This is a genomic window from Marinoscillum furvescens DSM 4134, from assembly GCF_003386095.1.
GTDB classification, from domain to species: domain Bacteria; phylum Bacteroidota; class Bacteroidia; order Cytophagales; family Cyclobacteriaceae; genus Marinoscillum; species Marinoscillum furvescens.
In genome coordinates, this window is sequence record NZ_QREG01000006.1 from 40,472 (window position 1) to 60,379 (window position 19,908).

At 45.7% G+C, this 19,908-nt stretch carries 22 protein-coding genes; 5 read left to right on the plus strand and 17 right to left on the minus strand.

Annotated features, from left to right (window positions below; genetic code table 11):
• Positions 1–252: 252 nt before the first annotated feature.
• From C7460_RS08275 to C7460_RS08290, 5 genes are all read right to left on the minus strand, one after another.
• The gene (locus C7460_RS08275; RefSeq protein WP_115867630.1) at positions 253–972 is read right to left on the minus strand and encodes a LytR/AlgR family response regulator transcription factor; all 720 of its coding nucleotides are present in this window, start codon (positions 970–972) and stop codon (positions 253–255) included.
• A gap of 107 nt (positions 973–1,079) precedes the next feature.
• On the minus strand, positions 1,080–1,238 hold the full coding sequence (locus C7460_RS23695) for a hypothetical protein (RefSeq protein ID WP_170147937.1): 159 nt from the start codon (positions 1,236–1,238) through the stop codon (positions 1,080–1,082).
• Positions 1,239–1,338: 100 nt separating this feature from the next.
• Positions 1,339–2,031, minus strand: a complete 693-nt coding sequence (locus C7460_RS08280; RefSeq protein WP_115867631.1) for a hypothetical protein — start codon at positions 2,029–2,031, stop codon at positions 1,339–1,341.
• A 35-nt stretch (positions 2,032–2,066) separates the two neighbouring features.
• Positions 2,067–2,486: an acyl-CoA thioesterase gene (locus tag C7460_RS08285; protein WP_115867632.1), complete on the minus strand. Its 420-nt coding sequence runs from the start codon at positions 2,484–2,486 to the stop codon at positions 2,067–2,069.
• 121 nt (positions 2,487–2,607) lie between these two features.
• A complete protein-coding gene (locus C7460_RS08290) occupies positions 2,608–2,964 on the minus strand; it encodes a hypothetical protein (RefSeq protein WP_115867633.1) in 357 nt (118 codons plus the stop codon).
• Between the two features lie 173 nt (positions 2,965–3,137).
• On the opposite strand from C7460_RS08290, the gene C7460_RS24365 reads away from it, so the two are divergent.
• From C7460_RS24365 to C7460_RS08300, 3 genes are all read left to right on the plus strand, one after another.
• A complete protein-coding gene (locus C7460_RS24365) occupies positions 3,138–3,263 on the plus strand; it encodes a hypothetical protein (RefSeq protein ID WP_262511845.1) in 126 nt (41 codons plus the stop codon).
• A 204-nt stretch (positions 3,264–3,467) separates the two neighbouring features.
• Positions 3,468–3,908 carry a DUF5004 domain-containing protein gene (locus C7460_RS08295; RefSeq protein WP_115867634.1) on the plus strand — a complete coding sequence of 147 codons (441 nt, stop codon included), beginning with the start codon at positions 3,468–3,470 and terminating at the stop codon, positions 3,906–3,908.
• A gap of 133 nt (positions 3,909–4,041) precedes the next feature.
• Positions 4,042–4,926 carry an ion transporter gene (locus C7460_RS08300; protein ID WP_221409479.1) on the plus strand — a complete coding sequence of 295 codons (885 nt, stop codon included), beginning with the start codon at positions 4,042–4,044 and terminating at the stop codon, positions 4,924–4,926.
• Here the strand turns inward: C7460_RS08300 and C7460_RS08305 are convergent.
• Entirely contained in the window at positions 4,923–5,522 is a 600-nt protein-coding gene (locus C7460_RS08305; RefSeq protein ID WP_115867737.1) for a toxin-antitoxin system YwqK family antitoxin, read from the minus strand. The genes C7460_RS08300 and C7460_RS08305 overlap by 4 nt on opposite strands.
• Positions 5,523–5,644: 122 nt before the next feature.
• On the opposite strand from C7460_RS08305, the gene C7460_RS08310 reads away from it, so the two are divergent.
• Positions 5,645–6,205 carry a DinB family protein gene (locus C7460_RS08310; protein WP_115867635.1) on the plus strand — a complete coding sequence of 187 codons (561 nt, stop codon included), beginning with the start codon at positions 5,645–5,647 and terminating at the stop codon, positions 6,203–6,205.
• 45 nt (positions 6,206–6,250) lie between these two features.
• On the opposite strand, the gene argJ is transcribed toward C7460_RS08310, so the two are convergent.
• From argJ to proB, 11 genes are all read right to left on the minus strand, one after another.
• Positions 6,251–7,468, minus strand: a complete 1,218-nt coding sequence (gene argJ / locus C7460_RS08315; protein WP_115867636.1) for a bifunctional glutamate N-acetyltransferase/amino-acid acetyltransferase ArgJ — start codon at positions 7,466–7,468, stop codon at positions 6,251–6,253.
• A gap of 18 nt (positions 7,469–7,486) precedes the next feature.
• Positions 7,487–8,524, minus strand: coding sequence for an N-acetyl-gamma-glutamyl-phosphate reductase (gene argC / locus C7460_RS08320; RefSeq protein ID WP_115867637.1), 1,038 nt, complete (start codon positions 8,522–8,524; stop codon positions 7,487–7,489).
• Positions 8,524–9,717, minus strand: a complete 1,194-nt coding sequence (locus tag C7460_RS08325; RefSeq protein WP_115867638.1) for an aspartate aminotransferase family protein — start codon at positions 9,715–9,717, stop codon at positions 8,524–8,526. The genes argC and C7460_RS08325 overlap by 1 nt, the downstream gene beginning before the upstream one ends.
• A 3-nt stretch (positions 9,718–9,720) precedes the next feature.
• Complete coding sequence (gene argB / locus C7460_RS08330; RefSeq protein ID WP_317127693.1) at positions 9,721–10,557, minus strand: acetylglutamate kinase; 837 nt, start codon at positions 10,555–10,557, stop codon at positions 9,721–9,723.
• A gap of 25 nt (positions 10,558–10,582) precedes the next feature.
• Positions 10,583–11,425, minus strand: a complete 843-nt coding sequence (locus C7460_RS08335) for a hypothetical protein (RefSeq protein ID WP_115867640.1) — start codon at positions 11,423–11,425, stop codon at positions 10,583–10,585.
• Positions 11,422–12,582 (minus strand): alanine racemase, encoded by a 1,161-nt coding sequence (gene alr, locus C7460_RS08340; RefSeq protein ID WP_115867641.1) that lies wholly within the window; start codon positions 12,580–12,582, stop codon positions 11,422–11,424. Before alr ends, C7460_RS08335 begins: the two co-directional genes overlap by 4 nt.
• Positions 12,576–14,564: a hypothetical protein gene (locus C7460_RS08345; protein ID WP_115867642.1), complete on the minus strand. Its 1,989-nt coding sequence runs from the start codon at positions 14,562–14,564 to the stop codon at positions 12,576–12,578. Before C7460_RS08345 ends, alr begins: the two co-directional genes overlap by 7 nt.
• Before the next feature lie 11 nt (positions 14,565–14,575).
• Positions 14,576–15,799, minus strand: a complete 1,224-nt coding sequence (locus C7460_RS08350) for an ATP-grasp domain-containing protein (RefSeq protein WP_115867643.1) — start codon at positions 15,797–15,799, stop codon at positions 14,576–14,578.
• A gap of 289 nt (positions 15,800–16,088) precedes the next feature.
• The gene (locus tag C7460_RS08355) at positions 16,089–16,652 is read right to left on the minus strand and encodes a hypothetical protein (RefSeq protein WP_147302892.1); all 564 of its coding nucleotides are present in this window, start codon (positions 16,650–16,652) and stop codon (positions 16,089–16,091) included.
• A 116-nt stretch (positions 16,653–16,768) separates the two neighbouring features.
• A complete protein-coding gene (locus C7460_RS08360; protein ID WP_115867645.1) occupies positions 16,769–18,022 on the minus strand; it encodes a glutamate-5-semialdehyde dehydrogenase in 1,254 nt (417 codons plus the stop codon).
• Positions 18,019–18,789, minus strand: coding sequence for a glutamate 5-kinase (gene proB, locus C7460_RS08365; RefSeq protein ID WP_115867646.1), 771 nt, complete (start codon positions 18,787–18,789; stop codon positions 18,019–18,021). Before proB ends, C7460_RS08360 begins: the two co-directional genes overlap by 4 nt.
• Positions 18,790–18,970: 181 nt before the next feature.
• On the opposite strand from proB, the gene C7460_RS08370 reads away from it, so the two are divergent.
• A complete protein-coding gene (locus C7460_RS08370) occupies positions 18,971–19,879 on the plus strand; it encodes a sialate O-acetylesterase (protein ID WP_170147938.1) in 909 nt (302 codons plus the stop codon).
• The last annotated feature ends 29 nt before the right edge of the window (positions 19,880–19,908 follow it).

Here is a 19,908-nt window from a genome sequence, read left to right on the forward strand (position 1 = left end):
GAGTTTACAATTAGTGCATAGAAGTGGCCACTCCATACTAGATGCAATCAAACACAACAAAGCCTTCTAAGGCTTACAGACAGAAGAGAAGGAAGAATTCAACTTCTACTCAAAAAAATTTTCTTTTTTTCAAGAAACAGAAAAATGCCTCGCTCTTTAAGGCCTGTTTTTACAATTTCCTCAACACCCTCATGAATAGGGAGGCGAAATTGGACGAGATGAAAAATGGAGGTTAAGAACAAGGTTAGCGCCTCAAATCGTTTTGATGAGCTTCATAAAGCTTTCCTTCTGAGAGGCGCTTATTGGTATTTCCTGCATGCCTATGTATATCACATTTCCTTCGAAAGAATCGATGGCGTCTACATTCACCAGATAGGATCGGTGCACCCGAATGAATTTGGGGTGGTTGAGACGTGACATGAAATGTTTAAGGTTTAGGGTAAGGGTGATTTTCTTGTCTGAAGTGTAGATATCGCAATAGCTTCCGAGTGCTTCTACATAAGCAATATCGCTTATCAAAAGCTTGTTGAACCGATGCCCCTCACGAATAAAAATGCGATCATTGACAAAGTAAGCACCATCAGGTTCTTCTTGCTGCTGATCCAGTTTTTTGAAGGCAAGCTTGATGGCCACCACAAGGTTACGGGCCTCGAAGGGCTTCACAATGTAGGCTGCAGGTTCAACGCTGGAGGCACGCTCCAAATATTCTGAATCATCAAAAGCGGTGAGGAATATGACCGCAACATTGGAAATCTGCTTGAGCTCTGCAGCCAGCTGTATTCCATCTTTATCACCATTGATGTTGATATCACAAAGCGCAATATCTGGCTCCATGAGACGCGCCAGCGTAAGTGCCTCCTCGGCATTTGCAGCTTTACCTACCACTTCGAACTCATGCTGATCGAGAACCTGAGCGATTTCTTCGGCCACAATAAATTCGTCTTCAACAACCAGCACTTTTACTCTATGCATAGTATACTTCCTCTTGTATCAGGGGAGAATATCCTCCCAGGTCAGTCTCACAGCGGTAAGTAAATCTATCGAATTTTATTAGATCAATGAAATCTCAGGCTAACTAGCTAATAACCATCGTTGTAGCCATCAGCATCACCATCAGCATACCCTGAGTTATAGGCTCCAGTAGTTTCAGATTTTACAGGTTGAATGTCTTCGGATTGGTCAGTACAGCCACTAAGGATAAGTAGCAGTACCACTGCAAGGGGTGATAAGGTTTTCATTGTTTTGGGCGGTTAGTAAAAATTAGGACAGAGAATTTAATCACAAATCCAATGAATTACAAAATAGATTCGATGAACAACTACAGCATCCTCCTACTTCTCAATCCACCGTTAAATCCTCTACCTGCAAGGTAAAACCTAAAGGCCCTAAATGGTGATCAGCAAACCACACTTCACCATACTGCTGCCAATTTTCCCATGAAAACTCCACCCCTCCGACAGGAATGATGCTTACCCACATTTGCCAGGCAACAGGGCGATAGGTATGTTTATCTAGCACCCACAAGTATGAATCACCAGGAGTTACACCCCCACTACTGTATGTCACCAACAATCCATGTCCACGGTCGGTCTCTACATAACTTCTAGACGTCCCCGGATCCCGCACTTTAAAAGGTGCCACTAACCAAAACGAATCATTAGCAAAATATTCCCAGGCCTTCCACAACACTTTGTCTAACTGTTCTCCACTCAATGGGCGCTCTCCCCGATAGGCGTAACCACGAATTGATTCTGTAGACAGCATTACTGTAAATTCATCCCAACTTACCTGTACACTATCCTGCTGCTTATCCCAAACATAATGATGGCCTGGCGGATAACTCCAACGTATCGTTTCCAGGTTTTGATATCCATCATAACCCACTGCTGAAAGCAAACTATCTGCGAGACGTTCAGCACGCAATCCTGGCTGACCTTGAGGAAGGCTTTCGTGAACTGAAACACCTAAAAATGTAAAGCTCAAAAAGAGTACAAGTACCAGTAGCCCCAGTATTTTAAATAGTTTAGTCATGGTGAGCGATGAAGTTTGTCATGAACAACAGGCTATCAATCATTCTGTTTGATTTCGTCTGAAGATGGAGCAAATAAATGCTTAATTTCATCAGGAATACGTGTGGGACGCCTTCGTTTAGTATCAATCATACACCATTCTGTTTCTGCCTCTACCAGAAGAGTCTCATTTTTAAAGACCTCCACGCGCCGAACAGATCTCACCCCCTCTGTATCTTTAACGAATGTAACCAGTCGTAATTCATCGCCGGGCAAACCAGGCTTGTGATAACGAATGTGATGACTGAGCACTACCCACAAATAAGCACTTTTAAGCTCATCTGATGCCAATCGCTCCCAATGAGCCCTCGCTATGTCCTGAATCCATTGCAGGTACACTACATTATTGACATGGCCTAGCTCATCCAGATGCTCGTTACTTACGGTTAGTCTTTCCTCGTATACTCTAGCTTTCATAGCTCAACCATAAAAAACCCCCTCACTGAAGGAGGGGGCGTTAATGAATTAATTACTAATGCGGGTATGAATTAATTCAGTAACTAAAGATACATTTTTTTAACATTCGTCCAAAGCAATGTCAGTCGCGTGGATCACGACGCACCAGCAACACAAACCCCTTATCTAATTCTAAATAGCCCTGCTCATAGCAAAACCGATAGGTACGCCCATCTTTCGTGGTATATGTATTGGTCACATACTCCATATCGAAACCACCCTTCAGGAGCTGTTCACGATGTAGGGTCGTTTTTCCCTCGGGGTTGAGGCGAGAAAGTATCTCACGATTTTTTCGTAGCTTTCGGTTCACAGAGCGTACGAGCTTGTCGGTGCCTCCAGTCAGCTTGTTGTTATAAGCACTGCGGCACGCGTCTCCACAGAAGCGCTTATCAGCTCGCCCGTAAATCTCACGACCACACTCCATACATTCTTTGGTCATAATGTTCTTTTAGCAAATGATTACGACTGAAATTAGCCAATTAATTAATTTTATACAACACACCACTTGCACTGCTCACTTTCATTTTTTTCCGGTTCGCCGAATTTTTTTTGTATTCCACCATGTTATATAAATAAATTTATAGAAGGTGAATAAGATAAAAAGCCAGTGTCATGAAAAAGCCAAATCACATAGCAAATCTCACAAACATCCTCCACTACGCGTTTTATGACTTATTCCAGAGCATCTGGAAGTTCATCAACAAGCGTCAGAGCCGATTCAAACTCTTTACCAGCTAAAGACATCAGAAGCCATGATCACCGAGATTTTGGCTTTTTTTATTTCTTAATAATAGCGAGGAAACCCTTATCCGTTGACAAACGTCAGCTGAGAGAATCAACTATGCTGTTCCTAAAAAGGTACTTTCCATCCGGTAATTCGACCATTATCTCCCAAATCCACAGGATAACGACTAACTTTACGTAATTACAAACAGGATGGTCATGAAACAATTTTTATCGCTATTGATACTCACCACTCTCTTATTTGCCTGCAAAGAAGATGACGCTACTGAAGAGGTACTGGCAACTATCCAGGGGGAATGGAAGGTAGTCAACATTCAACGATCCGGATGTACCGACGAAGCTGACAATGGCAGCTTTTCTCCACAATGTACAGAAGGCAACTGTATTCGGTACTTTTTCGAAACCGACACCACTGGACTGCAATACCGCATAGAAAACACAGGTACCACAGATCAGGAAAACGAACTCGGCACCTATACAGTGGATGATACCACGCTAGAACTGTGCGTGGATGAAGAGGGTGAATTATTTTGCCGCGAAGCACAGGTTGTCATCACCTTAAACAAACTTCAAATCACTGAAACAGAGGAAAACACAGGATGCTCTGTACTCCGTACTTTAGCACGTGTAGACAAGTAAATCATCCACCGCTTTTTCTTCGTATTTCTCTATCCGTTAAAACACGGAATTGGCTGTAAACCAACGCTATCACCACGTCCTTAAACAATGTTGTGGGCTATTTTGGTTATCATTGTACTATCAACAGATAAAGATGGAAGGGCAGACAAAAAATCCTCTAAGTGTAATTATGGATAGAGTGTGGAGGCTCAATGACCTCAGAGAGTTTCTTGAAAGCAAAGGATTTCAGTATACGATCATTGGCTTGATCATACTCAATGCGATTACAATCGGGCTGGAAACATCTCCTGCCATAAGAGGCGCCATAGGCGAGTGGCTTACCGAAATTGATAAATATATCCTGGTGGTTTTCACCCTGGAAATTGCCCTGAAAATCGTCACCTACAAGCATCGGTTTTTTGCCAGTCCATGGAATATCTTCGACTTCCTAATCGTAGCAATAGCCCTGGTACCTGCAGCTGGGCCATTACATATTCTGCGTACACTGAGGATACTTCGTACTGCACGACTTATTAAAAATGTTCCGAAGCTTCGATTGATCATCGAATCCTTACTCAAATCCATTCCTAGCATAGGTTGGATAGCGGTATTGCTGTTTATGATCTTTTACATCTTTGCCGTGATAGGCACAGACCTCTATCAAGATCGGTTCCCAGAATACTTTGGTGATATGGGCAAAACTTTCTTTACGCTCTTTCAGGTCATGACACTTGAGAGCTGGTCATCGGGCATTGCACGTCCTATGATGCAGGAAGTACCGTTCGCTTATTTCTTCTTTGTACCCTTCATACTGCTAGCTACCTACACTACACTCAATGTGTTCATCGCCATTGTGGTAAACACCATGAACGAAATCAACCGGGAGGAAATGAAAGGCGAAGAACAGCGGGTAAAAGACTTTGTCCATATGGAACATGAGCAAATGCTCTCCTACCTGGAAGACATCCAGAAGAAAGTAACTCAGCTCGAATCAAGACTGGAAAACGAAGATAAAATCAAAGAAAAGGTGGAAAACTAGTCCACCTCAGCTTCCTTATCAACCAACTCTCCCTGATCGTATTCATAAGCAAGTTTTAGGTTCCCCTCCTGATCAAACCACTTGGCAACACCATGCAAGTTGCCCTGATCATAGGGAGCTTCTTCTTTAAGTCGGCCATTGTCATAGTACTTACGCACCGTGCCATTGAGCTCCCCTGCCGAATACAGGCGTGATTCCATCAACTTGTTGCGCTTGTAGACCAGGTATGGACCATCAAATTCGCCCTGGACATAAAACTTCTTATTTTTCAAGTACCCTTGTTTATCAAAATCCAGCACCACTCCCTGCTGGACACCACGGTGATAGGTAACCAGTGCTGATGGCTTCCCATCAGGGGTAAATTCCATCCAGGCTCCATGGCGTAAACCATCAATACTCTCACCTACCGAGCGGAGACTTTCTCCATCCCATACTTCCGCACGGGCTACCCCAGAACCATCCTCATATGGTGTGACAACAGCCACCTCTGGCACTTTTTCTAACTGCTGCTCCCCAACAGCCGATTCTGATTGCGTTTCAGTAGAACACGCATACCCCACAACAACCAATAAAATTAATGCTATGATTCTTTTCATTTTAAAGTTGATTTTGAGTGTGTAAAAAGTGCCTCAAAAATAACAGGCCAAAACATTTTTCACTAATATCGACTCCCTGATCCACGCCAACAATATCATCATTTAAACGTTGATATTACACTATGAAAAATGAATACCTGGAAGAATGGATCCAAAATGCTGCCCTGATACATCACGAGATCAACGAGCTATTTGATGGACTGAGTGAAGACCAATTGAATAACAAGCCTTCTCCTCAAAAGTGGAGCATTGGAGAACAACTAGAGCACCTTATGGTCAGCAACACATTGTATTTTCCAAAACTAAAAGCAATAGCTGCCGGAAAACACAAAAACCCAAGCGCTGCCCGGTTTACCTACCTGCCACAGTTTTTTGGCAAGTCCATTCTTAAAGCCGTGCAACCGGACAATGAAAAAAAGCTGAAAACATCTAGAAAGTTTCTACCAGATCAAAAGCATCACACCTTACAGTTGAAAGACAAATTTAGCAGGCACCAAGATGAGCTAATAGAGCTGGTAAAAAACACCAACCACATCGATCATAAAAAGGCAATCATCACCTCTCCTGCAAATCGCCTTATATTTTACTACCTGGAAGACGCTATTAAAATCATACTCGCTCACGAGCGCAGGCACATACATCAAGCCCAGCAACTTTTGGATAAAAAACAAGCCGTTGCTTAAAGGCGAACGGCTTGTTTGATGTAAAGGTAAACGTTTATCTTAAGGCTATGTGGTGTACATGGAGTTGAACATCACATAATCTGTGGTGAGGTCTGTACCCCATCCCACGGCAGTTGCTCTGCCTTCTCGTAATTTCATTTTGATGATAATCTCCGACTGCTTGAGGATTCGCTTCACCAGGTTCATGTCAAACTCCAGCGGCCTGCCTTGTTCCAGCATTTTCACTTCCTCATTTTCATTACCTAGCCAGAGGTCTACTTTATCTGTATCAAATTCTACGCCAGACCTGCCCATGGCGGCTAAAACCCTACCCCAGTTGGGATCTCGGCCAAACATAGCCGTTTTCACCAGTGAAGAGTCCGAAACCACTCTTACGATTTTCCGAGCATCCTCCTGAGTACGTGCACCAGAGAGGTGGTATTCGATAAACTTACTGGCGCCTTCACCATCAGAGATAATCAGCTTGGCAAGGTGTACCATCAGCTCTTTAAGTTTTTCTTTGAAAGTGATGTAATGCGGATCACTAGCGGAGGTAATCATATCATTATCCGCCAGTCCATTTGCCATGATGCTCGCCATATCGTTGGTAGAAGTATCACCATCTACTGTGATCATGTTAAAAGACTCGTCCACAGCCTCTCTAAAAGCCTTATCGAGCAGCTTTTGATCGATGTTGATATCAGTAAAAGCAAACGCCAGCATGGTAGCCATATTTGGATGAATCATTCCAGATCCTTTGGCTATTCCTCCGATATTGATGGTATTGCCATCTATATCAAACTCCACATACCCTTCCTTGGCGAAAGTATCGGTGGTAAGGATTGCATTGGCTGCAAAACTACCCGCACGACTATTCTCAGAGATTTTCTTTACATTTTCTTTGATACCAGCCACTACATCCTCGGTAGGAAAAGCTTTTCCGATGATTCCTGTAGAGGCGATCAACACCTGATTGGTATCCAGTTTCAGTTCCTCAGCAGCAGCTTTGGCCATAGCCAATGCACCTTCTTCGCCCTGCTTGCCGGTCACAGCATTGGCATTACCCGAGTTTACCACAATCGCCTGCGCGGTATTATTGGTTTCCTCCAGGTGCTTCTTAGTGAGCTTGATAGGCTCAGCTATCACAAGGTTTTGGGTAAACACTGAAGCAACTTTGGCAGGCACTTCTGAATACATGATGGCCAGGTCTCTTCGCATGGATTTTACACCCGTATGAGCTCCCCAGCATTTTATTCCACGTACGTTGGTTATATTCCTGATCATTTCTTTACTATGTAGTTTTTACGGTTGTATTGGTGCGATACTCAGCCCATCTGTTTCATTGAGCCCGAGCATCAGATTCATGTTTTGTACGGCCTGGCCCGCTGCGCCCTTCATCAGGTTATCGATCACCCCAATGGTGATGATGGAGTTGGTACGTCCATCATAGGTGACATAGATATCGCAGTAGTTTGTACCTCTCACTTGCTTGAGGCTCGGCAAACTGTTGCGTAACCTTACAAATGGTTCGTTTGCATAATATTCCTCAAATACTTTTTCCAACTCCTCGGTGGAGACGCTCTTCACCGGAGTGGAATAGCAAGTAGAAAGTATGCCCCTATCTACCGGTAGTAAGTGGGGGGTAAACAGCACCGTAACCTCATCATTAGCATATTTGCTGATGATTTCTTGAATTTCTATCGTATGACGATGTGACTTGATACCATATGCGGTGAAATTGTCATTGACCATAGGGTAATGCGTGTTGGGCTTTGCTTTGATCCCCGCTCCGGTCACCCCTGTTTTTGAGTCTATGACTATTCTGCTTTTGTCTATCAGCCCCTCTTTGAGTAATGGTGCCAATGCCAATATAGAAGACGTTGGAAAACACCCTGGGTTTGCTACCAGTCTGGCATCCTTGATACGCTCTCTAAACAACTCTGGAGCACCAAAAACCGCTTGCTCAAAGCCGGCTTCAAAATTATGCTCTTTCTTGTACCAGGCTTCGTACACTTCCTTGTTTGAAAGTCTAAAGTCACCACTCAAATCAACGATTTTAAACGCCTTATCATGGTTGGCTTTTACGAAATCCATGGATACACCATGAGGCAGTGCCAAAAACACCAAATCAAGGTCCATCTCAGATATATCATCGATACCTACCAGCTCTGGCTCAAAAAGCCCTTGAAACTGCGGGTGTACGTCTGAAAACTTCTCTCCTTTTCTGCTCTCTGAGGTAATGGCCGCAATATTCACCCCAGGGTGATTGATCAATACCCTTACCAGCTCGCTCCCGGTATATCCGGTAGCCCCTACTATTGCTATATTTTTCTTCGCCATTATCTAAGTTCTTTTATGGATTGTAGCAGTACTTCAAAAACGGTTTTCCAGTCTTCCATAGGAATGTTCAAAGGGGGCACGAGTCGGACCACATTACCAGCCGTAGCATTGGCCAGCACTTTGTGATTCATCATGGCCACCACTATTGGCTTTGCCTCCACGGTAAGCTCTATCCCCAACATCAATCCATAGCCGCGTACTTCTTTGATCTCTGGATAGTCTGGCTTCACCTTTTCGATTTGATCTTTCAGCCAGGCTCCTTTTTCTACTGCCTGGTGCATCAGATCTTCTTCTTCTGTCACCTCTATGCAAGCCAAAGCTGCTGAACACACAAGTGGATTACCGCCGTAGGTAGTACCGTGATCTCCCCAGTCTATCGCTGATCCCACGCGCTCTGAGGCCAGCACCGCCCCGATAGGCACACCGCCACCTAGTGCTTTGGCCAGCGTCATTACGTCTGGCTTTACATCAAAATGCTCATGAGCAAACCAGTGCCCAGTACGGCCCATACCGCACTGCACTTCATCAAAGATCAGCACGATGTTTTGCTCATCACAGTACTGGCGCAGTTCTTTCAAAAACACGGGATCAACTGGATTGACACCCCCTTCGCCCTGAATGGGCTCCAGCATAATACCCGCTACATCATCATTTACCTTTTCTTTGAGCAGGTCCATATCATTGAATGGCACATGGCAAAAGCCCTCTGGAATAGGTGCAAAGCCCTGCATCATGGCTTCCTTGCCTGTGGCAGCCAGAGCAGCAAGAGTTCTACCGTGAAAGGCATTTTTCATGGCAATGATGGTACCACCACGTCCATTCTTACTCGCATATTTTCGAGCGATTTTAATGGCTCCCTCTGCAGCTTCTGCTCCGCTGTTGCCAAAAAATACGCGCTGAAGACCGGAGAGGTCTGCCAGCTTCTTTGCGAGCTTGATCTGTGGCTCACTCACATAAAAGTTGGAAATATGAATCAGTTCATTTGCTTGCTTGCTGATAGCTTCAGCCAATTTGGGATGTGCATGACCGAGGTTGTTTACAGCAATGCCCGCTAATGCATCGATGTACTCATTACCTTCCATATCCCATAGCCTGGATCCCTTGCCTTTTTTGAACGCCAAAGGATAGCGGCGAAAAGTAGGCAAGTAATACTGTTTGTCTAATTTGTGTAATTCTTCTGTTGAATAACTCATTGGTTATTTGGAAATTATTGTACCTATTGGTTTATGTTCTAAAATAGCGTCTGTAAGGGTTTTGAGCCTGGTGCCATTGACAATTCGCGCCGACTGTGCGCCATTATCGATCGCAATCTGGCAAGATTCGATTTTGGGGATCATGCCGCCTACAATGACTTTTTGAAAGAGCGGCTGCAGCTCATGCACTTGCAACTGCTGAATCAGTGAAGAAGCATCATCCTTGTCCATCATCAGTCCGTCAACATCCGTGAGAACGCAATAGTGATCTGCCGAAATGGCGCCTGCCACGGCACCAGCCATCATGTCTGCGTTAATGTTGTAGGTATTGCCTTGCTCGTCAGGGGCTACACAGGCAACTACGGGAATGTAATTTTTGTCCAGCAGATCAAAAAGTATCGTTGGGTCTATCTGATCGATATTGCCAACTTGCCCCAAATCTACAGGATTTTCAGCTTCTTCTTGATGAAATCGCTTAGAAGCTCGTGCGAGTCCTCCATCTTTACCACTGAGACCTACTGCTCGCTGGCCCAAATGATTGATCAGCGTAACCAATCCGGAATTGACCTCACCTAGCAAAGTCATCTCTATATATTTCATCGCCTCTGGGGTGGTTTTTCGGTGTCCACCGATAAACTCCGAGGTGATTTGGACTTTCTCTAAAATGGAATTGATAAAAGGTCCTCCGCCATGGACGACCACTACGCGATGGCCTGCGGCATGCAGCTCACAGATATTTAGCATTACGGAGCGCTTGATCTCATCATTGACCATAGCGTTGCCTCCATACTTGATGACAATCGTTTCTTTCTGGTTGATAATTGTGTGGGTTTGTAAAATTGATTGAGAATTTTCGCTGAAAAGCTTACTTTATTAACCGCTCTCGTTGCATTTTGTTCAGCAAACTATCTGATTTTTTCAAAATTTGGGCGTTTTCGACCACCATCGTCCTCAACCTCCAATGAAAATGCTTCAGGCTTTTCATCTGCCCCATCTGCTCTCCCAATCCTATAGACAGCTCATCCAGCGCTTCGGTATTGCGTGCGGAGTTGCGCATTAGCGCCAGAATTTTTTCAGACTGCCATTGTAGTGAGTCTGCCACCTGCTCCCATTGGATATTTTGAGCGGCTACTTCCTCATGAAGTGCGTTGAGCATACGCTCCTGCCTCTGAGCTGACTGCACTTGCGCACGATGTGTGACCTGCAAAGAAGCCAGCAGACATAGTATCACCAGCACAAACCCCGCCACTACAGCGTTGAACATCTGGCGGGAGCGCTTTTCTGATAGTGTCTTAAAGTTGCGTTTCGCCAGAAGTTCCAGGCGATGACTGAGCGTATACCGCCTATTGGCGAGGGTGAGAAGCTTAGAAGCCAGCGCCAGGTCTGGCAAGTAGGCAGGCTCTGCTGAGTTTTCCTCCCCACACCTTACCGTATTGTCCTGCATCGGAAAAGCCTCCCAACTATGGATGTATCCGTGCTTTTCCAGAAAGGCCACAAAATCCAGTGTAACCATGAGGTGAATCATCACTGAGTCCATGCCCTCATCCTCCTCGAGGTACACAAACAGCTTTTGCTGATAACTGCTTAGCTCCAGCATGCCTTTGGGCCAACCCACACGCACAAAATCCATAATGGAGTAGGTAGCCTGCTGTCTACCGACCAGGTCTTGTATCACGCGTTTTTCATGCTCACTAAAGCTATGCATCATTTCACGATTTTGCGAGGAATGGCGGCCGGCAGACGGCTCAGCATTTCATTGTTCATCAGCTGGGTGACTTGGGTAAAAGAGCTAATATTGATGGTATTGTTTTTTTGCTTGCCTACCAGCACCACTTCTTCGCCAACCTCCACATCAGGGATATGGGAGACATCTACCATGAAAAGGTTCATATTAATCAAGCCCACCACTGGTGCTTTCTTTCCCTTGATGAGTACGTATCCACGATTGGACTGCCCACGGGGATAGCCATTGGAGTAGCCCAGCGGCAGCACTGCCACGCGCATGTCTTGTGTAGCCTGATAGGCAGTGCCATAGCCTATAAACTCACCTGCCCTGACGTCCCGTACGTCCATCACATCGGTCTTCCAGGTAAAAATTCGCTTGAGTGGTGATACATTGTTGCGTCCGCCCTGCTCCTGCATGTGTAGGTAGTAGATGTCTGGGCTGGGCCAAAAGCCATACTGTGACACCCCCATCCGCACCATATCATACACCGTGTCTTTGTAAGCCAAAGCTGCCGCCGAACATGCTATATGCCGGATTTCCGGGAGCATCTTACGTTTTTCACACTGCTTTAAAAATTCTTTGTACCGCTCATGCTGCGAAGTGATTTTAAACTGATTGGAAAAACTCTCCGCACCGCCAAAATGAGTACACAAGCCCTTAAAGTGGATGTCCTTGGCATGCTTTTTTAGAAACTTGAGGGTGTCTGGAAATTCCGAGGCCTGCATACCGGTGCGGTTGGCTCCGGTCTCTACTTCTATATGTACTTTGGCGGGAATCCCTAATGCCTGAGCTCGCTCCAGCACATACGGAAGCCGCTCATAGTTGAAGACATAAAACTCTATTCCATTGCTAATGGCCCAGTCAATATCCTCCTTGTACAAAATACCCATGATCATAATGTCTGACCCGGCTGACCTGGCCTCCAGCACCTCCTCGGCTTCAAAAGCCGATGCGGCCGCAAAGTGATCGACTCCTGCCTTTTCGGCCATTTTCACAAACTGATGAATGCCATGGCCATACGCATTGGCTTTTACTACAGAAGAAATACGTACCCCAGGACCTATTTTTTTGCGGATAAAATTGATATTCTTGGTTAGCGAAGATTGACTCAGCTCTATTCTTGACGAGTGTCTTACCATAGTTTTATTTGTTGGTTCCAGACATATGATTTCCCCCAGCTGGCACGTGCCAGCTGCTCTACTTGATGGAGTTCTTTTTCAGGCACTTTGGGTACCAGCTCTTTGATATCTAGCGGATTGTAATGAAAGGCATACAACCTCGCCGTAAACTGATGAATGGGCAATGACGACTCGCCAAACTTCTCCCCATGACCATAAACCGAAGGCTCTATCCCTTGCCCCCAGTCTTGTCTACCTTCATTGTTGGGATTGAGAAAATAAGCCCGCACTTGCCCTTGGTCATCCTCTGCTACTCGCAAAAGCGAAACCGCATGAAAACCGACCATATCTCCTTTAGAGCTGGTGATAAAGATGCCCACGGGATTGGGGTATGCCATCTCCCGTCCACCATTATAATGTGGGTGAAATGACGCGTAAAAGATGCGCACAAAGCCTTCAAAATCCAGGATACTATTGCTCAGGTAGTCGTAGCATGAGGCAAACCCCAGCTGAATCCACTGACCATACATGGAGGGGTTTACCCATTTGTGGGGATCTTCACCACGCCCGGAAGAACGCTTCATCATCTCGTTGTACAGCTTATCGAGATGAGGCACCAATATCACCGAAACCGGATCCAGGTTATAGTCTAGCTTTTCCAGCAACCCCTTTCCAAGCTGATTAGAGGTGAGGTCATGGTTTTCATAGCGCATCACCAGATTATTTTGAGTAGCCACCGTGATGATCATGTCGATCAGCTTAGCAGGAGCATGCTGACTCCACATACTAATCCCTCTGGCTGACTGGCAAGTAGGGTTGTTGCCCTGACCTACCCCCAGCGGCTGGCCCAACACTTTGATGACTCCTCCCAACAGGTACTGTAAGGCAGTTACCTCCTCGGCAGGATGAGCTACTGACTTTAAGATGCGCTTTTCTACCTGGGAGTTCAGCTTGATTCGGCGTAGGTTTTCGAGCCCTACTCGAACGGGCCTTCGGCTAAACAGGTTTTGACCTAACATACGTGCCAGACCGTAGATGCACTGCGCATTGGATGGACTCACCACTTCCAAAATGATGGTAGTCACAAACTCATGAAATTTTTCCCATTCGGCTATTCCCCGATCATTCAGATCCAAACAATTGGGAACAAGCTCTGGATGCTTTTGGGCCAAAAACTTCAACAATGCGGCATGGTGCTTACTGACCAGTCCTGTGCTGCTCATGCTGTGCCCCATGGCATCTGCCTCTGCTTCGAGCGTGGAGGGGTTGCAACTTTCTAAAAAGCGCGTGTAAGCCTCTGTAGACTCATACTCCCGGCAGTGGACCGTAGGAGCACTCACCGCATGAATGTAATGACGCACCTGGCGATCAATTTCGCTATCCCCAGAGGTATCAAACCGCTGATCTACCAGCCTAATCAATTCACGCGCTTTGCGAGTGACAATGGGTCGCTGCTCACAGATTAGTTTGATCTCCTGCGCCAACTTGCTGTACACCCCGTGCAAATCAATTTCTGAGACGATAAAGCCAAACAGGTTGTATGCCTTTTTGAGCTCACGCTCAGACATCACACTGCGGGTTTCTTCGGTAGGCTCTTTGAGAGCAAACTCCAGGTTGTGCACCACCACCTCTTCCAGAAAATCCTGAGCTTCCCTGGCCGATATGAACGAAGACTCAGCATCGGCCCGTGCATAAGCCAGCAGCCTCAGCTCCGATAGTATCTCGAAGCTAGAGGTAGGATGCCCCGCCTTCAGTGTTCCCTTGACTAGCGTGGCTACCAGCTTGTCTGGTTCATTCCATGCCGTACCCTCAAAAATCCCCGCCTCATCCAGCAAAGAGCTTTTTTGGTACAAGTAAGTAAGTCCATCTCTGGTGAGACTAAGCACATCTATTTGGCTCGACAGCTTGGTGGCCTTGTCTCTACGCGTGAGATCTGTTGCTTCAGCAAAATCTTTGAAGCTCTGCTCGAAATTTTGAAATATCCTCTCGGATGCTTCCTGCATGTTTACTTGTTTTAGACGTAAAAATCCACTTTTTCATAGTGTAAGAGGAGCTCCGTCATGCGGTCAGGATCTTCGCCTTTGAAATTGATGGTGCCGAAGTGGTTGCCAAACCCTTCGCGATCGTCGCTGATCTTTTGAGTGCTCAACGGCGGCACGAGCGTATGGTCCACAAAGTACGGCTCATTGTTGAGCTCTTCGGGGATTTCCAACTTCGAAAACTGACGCTTTTGTGGATAGATCATCACATTGCCGTGATAGTTTTTAGGCTTGAAATCTTTGGGAGGGAAAATCGCATCGAGTTCTTCTTCGGTAGCATTGGGATCATGACAAACCACAAATGCTGCCAGGGCATCAAACTCCCAGGATTTGCTAGCCAACTCCAGTATGTGTCCGCCAGGTATTCTACAAGCCGTTTCACCGAAATTGAGCTCGTCATTTTCTGTAAGGAACCACTCGGGGTGTACCATACCATATTCTATCCCGAAGATATCGACTAGCTTTTGCACGTGATCGTGGATGAGCTGACGCTTGCTTTCCAGGTAATGGCCTTCAGGGATGAAATTAGAATAGCCCAGGTGTACATACTCTGTGATGTTAAGAAAGCGGATTTTTCCTTTATGGATAAATGCCTCACAGCTAAACTCTCTACCCGGCAGGTGGCTTTCGGCCAGGCATGGAAAATCTCCATCCTCGCATTTTTCATCGATATCACTCATCGACCTCAACAAGCGATGCCCTACTGTACCAGCAGATGCAAATGGCTTGATATGTACCCAGCTGTCCTCTTCACCTTCCAGCTGCAGGTTCGCCTCATTGAGTCGCTTCATAAAAGCCTTCACGCCCTCTTTGTTGTGCACCTCTTCGAAAAGCCCCACACGTAAGCCTCCAATAAGTGCCTTTCGCTTCATCATGGCTTTGTTTCGAAAAAGAAAGGCCCGGTTGAGCACACGTGGGTCTCCTCTGTAGATGGAGTTGAGCGCACCGGCCCACTCTACAGTTTCTTCAAAAAGCGGTACAGCTACGTCCACTCCATAAGGTTGCAATTTTTCAAACAAGTCCAGCGAGTTGCTAGTATCACTCCATTCGTCTAGCTGATATGGCACAAACGGAATGTTATTTTCTTTAGCATATGGTTCAAAATCTGGAAAGGAAACCACTACGTAAGGTTTTCCCAGCTTCTCCATACTCTCTATTACGGGCAGACTCCAGCCCATCAATGCAAAACATTTAGCCATGGTTGTATTGTGATTTTGGTTCGGAATTCGATTTAAAAGAACAGATGAACCCCTTCTGTTGGCTATTAGGCATATTATTTCCCTCTTCAGATGGAATCATCTAGTAAGACAATGAATAGCACAGGCTAATGTTCCTAATAATTTCAATTGATTGGCTGAGTACAGTGATTTCTTAGAAAAAGACAAATAAAAACTTAAACTGTATGCCTGTCGGTCTGAAAATGAAAAAGGGCTGTTCATCTGAAAATACAGATAAACAGCCCTTTTTTGGCAATTCCTTCGCTTCGTATTACTCCACTGTAATAGACAAAGGAAGCTCGTAAGTACCTTTCACTTCCAGTGTTTCTTCAGTAGAAGCATTTACGAGAGTCACGTCAAAATCTCCGGTCAGTTCAAAGTCATAATATCCATCATTCTCTCCCAGACTTTTTACTGTAGTTACGTTTGCTACATTGGTAGCAGTAGTATCCATCACCAGTTCGGCACTTCCCACTTCACCTGATAGTTCTACATAAACATCTGACTCACGGTCAAAAGAAAGTGACTGACCTGCAAGAGATTCTAGTTTGGAGGCCTCAACCGCCGAAGCGATCTTAAAGGTCAGCTCGTCAAAAGGAGCACCATTGCCCTCCACTGAGTAACTGTTGTAACATGTAGGCTCAAAACAAATCGTGGTGCTAATCACCAAATTGTCTTCTCCATAATCGTCAAAAGTCTCCGGCACAATGTACGTATAGGTGGATCCCCCTACTTCTACCGTGAAGTCACTACTCGCTGTAGTTTCTTCTTCTTTACAAGCTGTGAATGCCAAAGCAATCACGATCATCATGGCAAATGATTCTACAAAATTCATGTTCATTAATTGGTTAGAGTTAAACATTACGCAATTCTAACCAACGAAACAGTTAACAACCAAATCAAACTAACAATTAACTGTTTAATTTGAAGAATTATTAAAAAACCCCCTGTTTAATTTCTAATTTGACCGTCACCTATCACCACCCACTTGTAGCTGGTCATTTCTCGCAACGCCATTGGCCCTCTTGCATGGAGCTTTTGTGTGCTGATGCCTATCTCTGCACCCAGCCCAAACTGAGCGCCATCGCTAAACGCAGTGGAAGCATTGGCATAGACACAGGCAGCATCTACATGCATCAAAAACTGATCAACAACTGCCTGATCCTGGGCCACTATCGCTTCGCTGTGTTTGGAGCTATACCGTGCTATATGATCCAGTGCCTCCTCAAAGCTTTCTACTACTTTGATCGACATTTTATGGCTGAGCCACTCCACACCAAAATCTTCAGCTGAAGCTTCCACCAGTAAATTCTCCTGATACCGCCCTTTGAGCACTGCATGGGCCTGCTCATCAGCAAAGATTTGTACCTCATGAGCCTTATCCATGCCCTCCACCAGCTCTGGCAGGGCATCTAGTAGCTCCTCATGAAGTACCAGACAGTCTAGAGCGTTGCAGACACTTACTCTGCGGGTTTTAGCATTTTGCACGATGGCTTTGGCTTTAGCCAAATCTGCAGACCGGTCCACATAGGTATGCACAATGCCAGCTCCGGTTTCTATCACCGGTATAGATGCATTTTGGCGCACAAAATCGATGAGCCCCTGACTACCACGTGGAATAGCACAGTCTATCAGCCCTTCTGCTGTGAGAATATGAGGCAGGGCATCCCGCTCCGGTGGAGCCAGGTAGACTATATCTTGTAGACCATACCTGGACAGTACTTCCTGAATCACCTTCACAATAGCCAGGTTGGAATCTTTGGCATCTCTGCTGCCCTTAAGCACTGAGGCATTGCCTGTTTTGAGACACAGCGCAAACACATCAAATGTCACATTGGGTCTGGACTCATAGATCACTGCTATCACCCCGATTGGTACCGAGCGACGTGAGAGCTGAAGGCCATTGTCCAGCGTGCGCTTTTCCAACTCCTTACCTAATGGTGAGGGCAAGTCAGCGACATTGCGCAGATCATCGGTAATTCCCTTTAGGCGCTCCGGATTGAGTAGCAACCGATCGTATTTAGGGTCCTGAGGATCCATCCGTTCCAGGTCTTGCTGATTAGCTGCCAGGATTTCACTTTCACGGCTCAAGGCCAGATCTGCAACTTCGTTGAGAATCTGATGTATTTTTTGATCAGACAAGCCTATAAGCTTACGGCTGGCCTGCTGAGTTCGCTCTAGTGCGGCTAAAATTTGCTCTTTCATTTTGCTAATTCTTCGGTTAGAAATCTGGTACCTATAGCTTTACCAGACAGAATATCTAAGATGATGTTGTCATGCTTGCCATTGGCAATGATGGTCTCTATCCCCTGAGCAGCAGTAGCAGTGGCAATCTCAAACTTGGATAGCATACCACCTCTTCCCATGCCACTCTTCTCTGTGGAGATGTGAGCACGAACAGAATGGTCGTTCTGAGGTACATGATGCACCACATCGCCTCCCGGACCGTAGACTCCATCCACATTGCTTAGCAGGATCAATCGCTCAGCACCAATCATGGTAGCGGTAAGCCCGGCCAGTTCATCATTATCCGTAAACATCAGTTCGGTAAGGGACACCACGTCGTTTTCATTGACGATAGGTACAATACCCTGACCAAGAAGGCCTTCGAAACAGTTTACCATATTTTGATAGTGTTCCCCTTCCGAAAAGTCCTCTTTGGTAGCGAGCACCTGCGCACACACTATATCGTATTCGATAAAAAGCTCGAAATAGCTTTTCATTAATGAAGTTTGACCTACCGCTGACAATACCTGCCTGCGGATGGCTTCATCTGCAATCTCACTATCTCCAATGATACTACGACCAGCGCCTACTGCTCCTGAAGAAACCAGCACAGGACTATATCCTGCACGAATAAGCTTCACGAGCTGTACTACTACTTGCCGGAAGATCAATTTATCCAGCGTGCGATCTTCACGGGTGAGCACATTGGTACCTACCTTTACTACGATTCTCTTGTTACTCGCCATTGTGTTTTCCGGGGTTTGAAGCCTGATATTATAATGCCGGGGTGCATATCGGCTCGGGATGTTGGCGGAAAATTAAAGGGATTTTGAGACAATGCGAAGAATAGCCCACCAAACAGTGTCCGAGTTTGAGATTTTAAAACTTTCTTTGGCAAATTTCCAATTCATAAAGTTAAAATCTCACATGAATCATTTTTTTCGAATCACCTGCATTGCAGCGTTCGCAGTACTTACATTTAGCAGTCACGCACAAGACACGTTTAGACTTTTTTACCTCGGCGGTCAGTCCAACATGGACGGCTATGGCTATGTAAAAGACCTGCCAGACTCACTAAATAGGCAATTCGAAAACGTATACATCTTTCATGGCAACACTGCAGCAGATGGAGCTACGGATGGTGGTCTGGGCATCTGGGAAAAGCTAGAGCCGGGACATGGTGTAGGTGCCAAAGCTACTAATAAAAAAAACCTGCTTTCAGAGCGCTTTGGTCTGGAGCTATCACTAGGCGCAAAACTAGCGACGCTTTATCCCGATGATAAAATAGCCCTGATCAAATACAGCAAAGGGGGCACTTCGATAGACAGCCTGGCAGCGGATACATTTGGCTGCTGGGAGCCTGACTTTCGCAGCAAAGGTGGCATCAACCAGTATGACCACTTTCTGGCCACAGTAAACAATGCCCTGAGTACTCAAGACATAAATGGTGATGGCAAAGCTGACCAGATCATCCCAAGCGGAATTTTCTGGATGCAGGGGGAAAGCGACGCTCACGTACTGGAAATCGCCCAGCGTTACGAGTACAACCTCACACGGCTGATGAACCTCGTACGAGCGGCATTCAGAACAGACGATCTACCCGTAGTTATCGGCAAAATTTCTGACTCCAATGATCCCTCTCGCAACTATAAAGTATGGAAATATGGAGAGCTGGTGCAGCATGCTCAGGAGCAATTTGTGCGTAAAGATGCACAAGCAGCGATTGTGCGCAGCACCAAACATTATGGCCACTCCGACCCCTGGCACTACCGCAGTGAGGATTATATAGATCTGGGCGTGGAGTTTGGGAAGGTTTTTGAAAGACTTTCAAAATAGGTATGCAAGACCAAGTGCAGCAAAATAAT

Bases quoted from the DNA above. Each gene is read 5' to 3' on its own strand.
- C7460_RS08275 (WP_115867630.1), bottom strand. From the start codon at position 972: ATGCATAGAGTAAAAGTGCTGGTTGTTGAAGACGAATTTATTGTGGCC.
- C7460_RS23695 (WP_170147937.1), bottom strand. From the start codon at position 1,238: ATGAAAACCTTATCACCCCTTGCAGTGGTACTGCTACTTATCCTTAGT.
- C7460_RS08280 (WP_115867631.1), bottom strand. From the start codon at position 2,031: ATGACTAAACTATTTAAAATACTGGGGCTACTGGTACTTGTACTCTTT.
- C7460_RS08285 (WP_115867632.1), bottom strand. From the start codon at position 2,486: ATGAAAGCTAGAGTATACGAGGAAAGACTAACCGTAAGTAACGAGCAT.
- C7460_RS08290 (WP_115867633.1), bottom strand. From the start codon at position 2,964: ATGACCAAAGAATGTATGGAGTGTGGTCGTGAGATTTACGGGCGAGCT.
- C7460_RS24365 (WP_262511845.1), top strand. From the start codon at position 3,138: ATGAAAAAGCCAAATCACATAGCAAATCTCACAAACATCCTCCACTAC.
- C7460_RS08295 (WP_115867634.1), top strand. From the start codon at position 3,468: ATGAAACAATTTTTATCGCTATTGATACTCACCACTCTCTTATTTGCC.
- C7460_RS08300 (WP_221409479.1), top strand. From the start codon at position 4,042: ATGGAAGGGCAGACAAAAAATCCTCTAAGTGTAATTATGGATAGAGTG.
- C7460_RS08305 (WP_115867737.1), bottom strand. From the start codon at position 5,522: ATGAAAAGAATCATAGCATTAATTTTATTGGTTGTTGTGGGGTATGCG.
- C7460_RS08310 (WP_115867635.1), top strand. From the start codon at position 5,645: ATGAAAAATGAATACCTGGAAGAATGGATCCAAAATGCTGCCCTGATA.
- argJ (WP_115867636.1), bottom strand. From the start codon at position 7,468: ATGATCAGGAATATAACCAACGTACGTGGAATAAAATGCTGGGGAGCT.
- argC (WP_115867637.1), bottom strand. From the start codon at position 8,524: ATGGCGAAGAAAAATATAGCAATAGTAGGGGCTACCGGATATACCGGG.
- C7460_RS08325 (WP_115867638.1), bottom strand. From the start codon at position 9,717: ATGAGTTATTCAACAGAAGAATTACACAAATTAGACAAACAGTATTAC.
- C7460_RS08335 (WP_115867640.1), bottom strand. From the start codon at position 11,425: ATGATGCATAGCTTTAGTGAGCATGAAAAACGCGTGATACAAGACCTG.
- alr (WP_115867641.1), bottom strand. From the start codon at position 12,582: ATGGTAAGACACTCGTCAAGAATAGAGCTGAGTCAATCTTCGCTAACC.
- C7460_RS08345 (WP_115867642.1), bottom strand. From the start codon at position 14,564: ATGCAGGAAGCATCCGAGAGGATATTTCAAAATTTCGAGCAGAGCTTC.
- C7460_RS08350 (WP_115867643.1), bottom strand. From the start codon at position 15,799: ATGGCTAAATGTTTTGCATTGATGGGCTGGAGTCTGCCCGTAATAGAG.
- C7460_RS08355 (WP_147302892.1), bottom strand. From the start codon at position 16,652: ATGAATTTTGTAGAATCATTTGCCATGATGATCGTGATTGCTTTGGCA.
- C7460_RS08360 (WP_115867645.1), bottom strand. From the start codon at position 18,022: ATGAAAGAGCAAATTTTAGCCGCACTAGAGCGAACTCAGCAGGCCAGC.
- proB (WP_115867646.1), bottom strand. From the start codon at position 18,789: ATGGCGAGTAACAAGAGAATCGTAGTAAAGGTAGGTACCAATGTGCTC.
- C7460_RS08370 (WP_170147938.1), top strand. From the start codon at position 18,971: ATGAATCATTTTTTTCGAATCACCTGCATTGCAGCGTTCGCAGTACTT.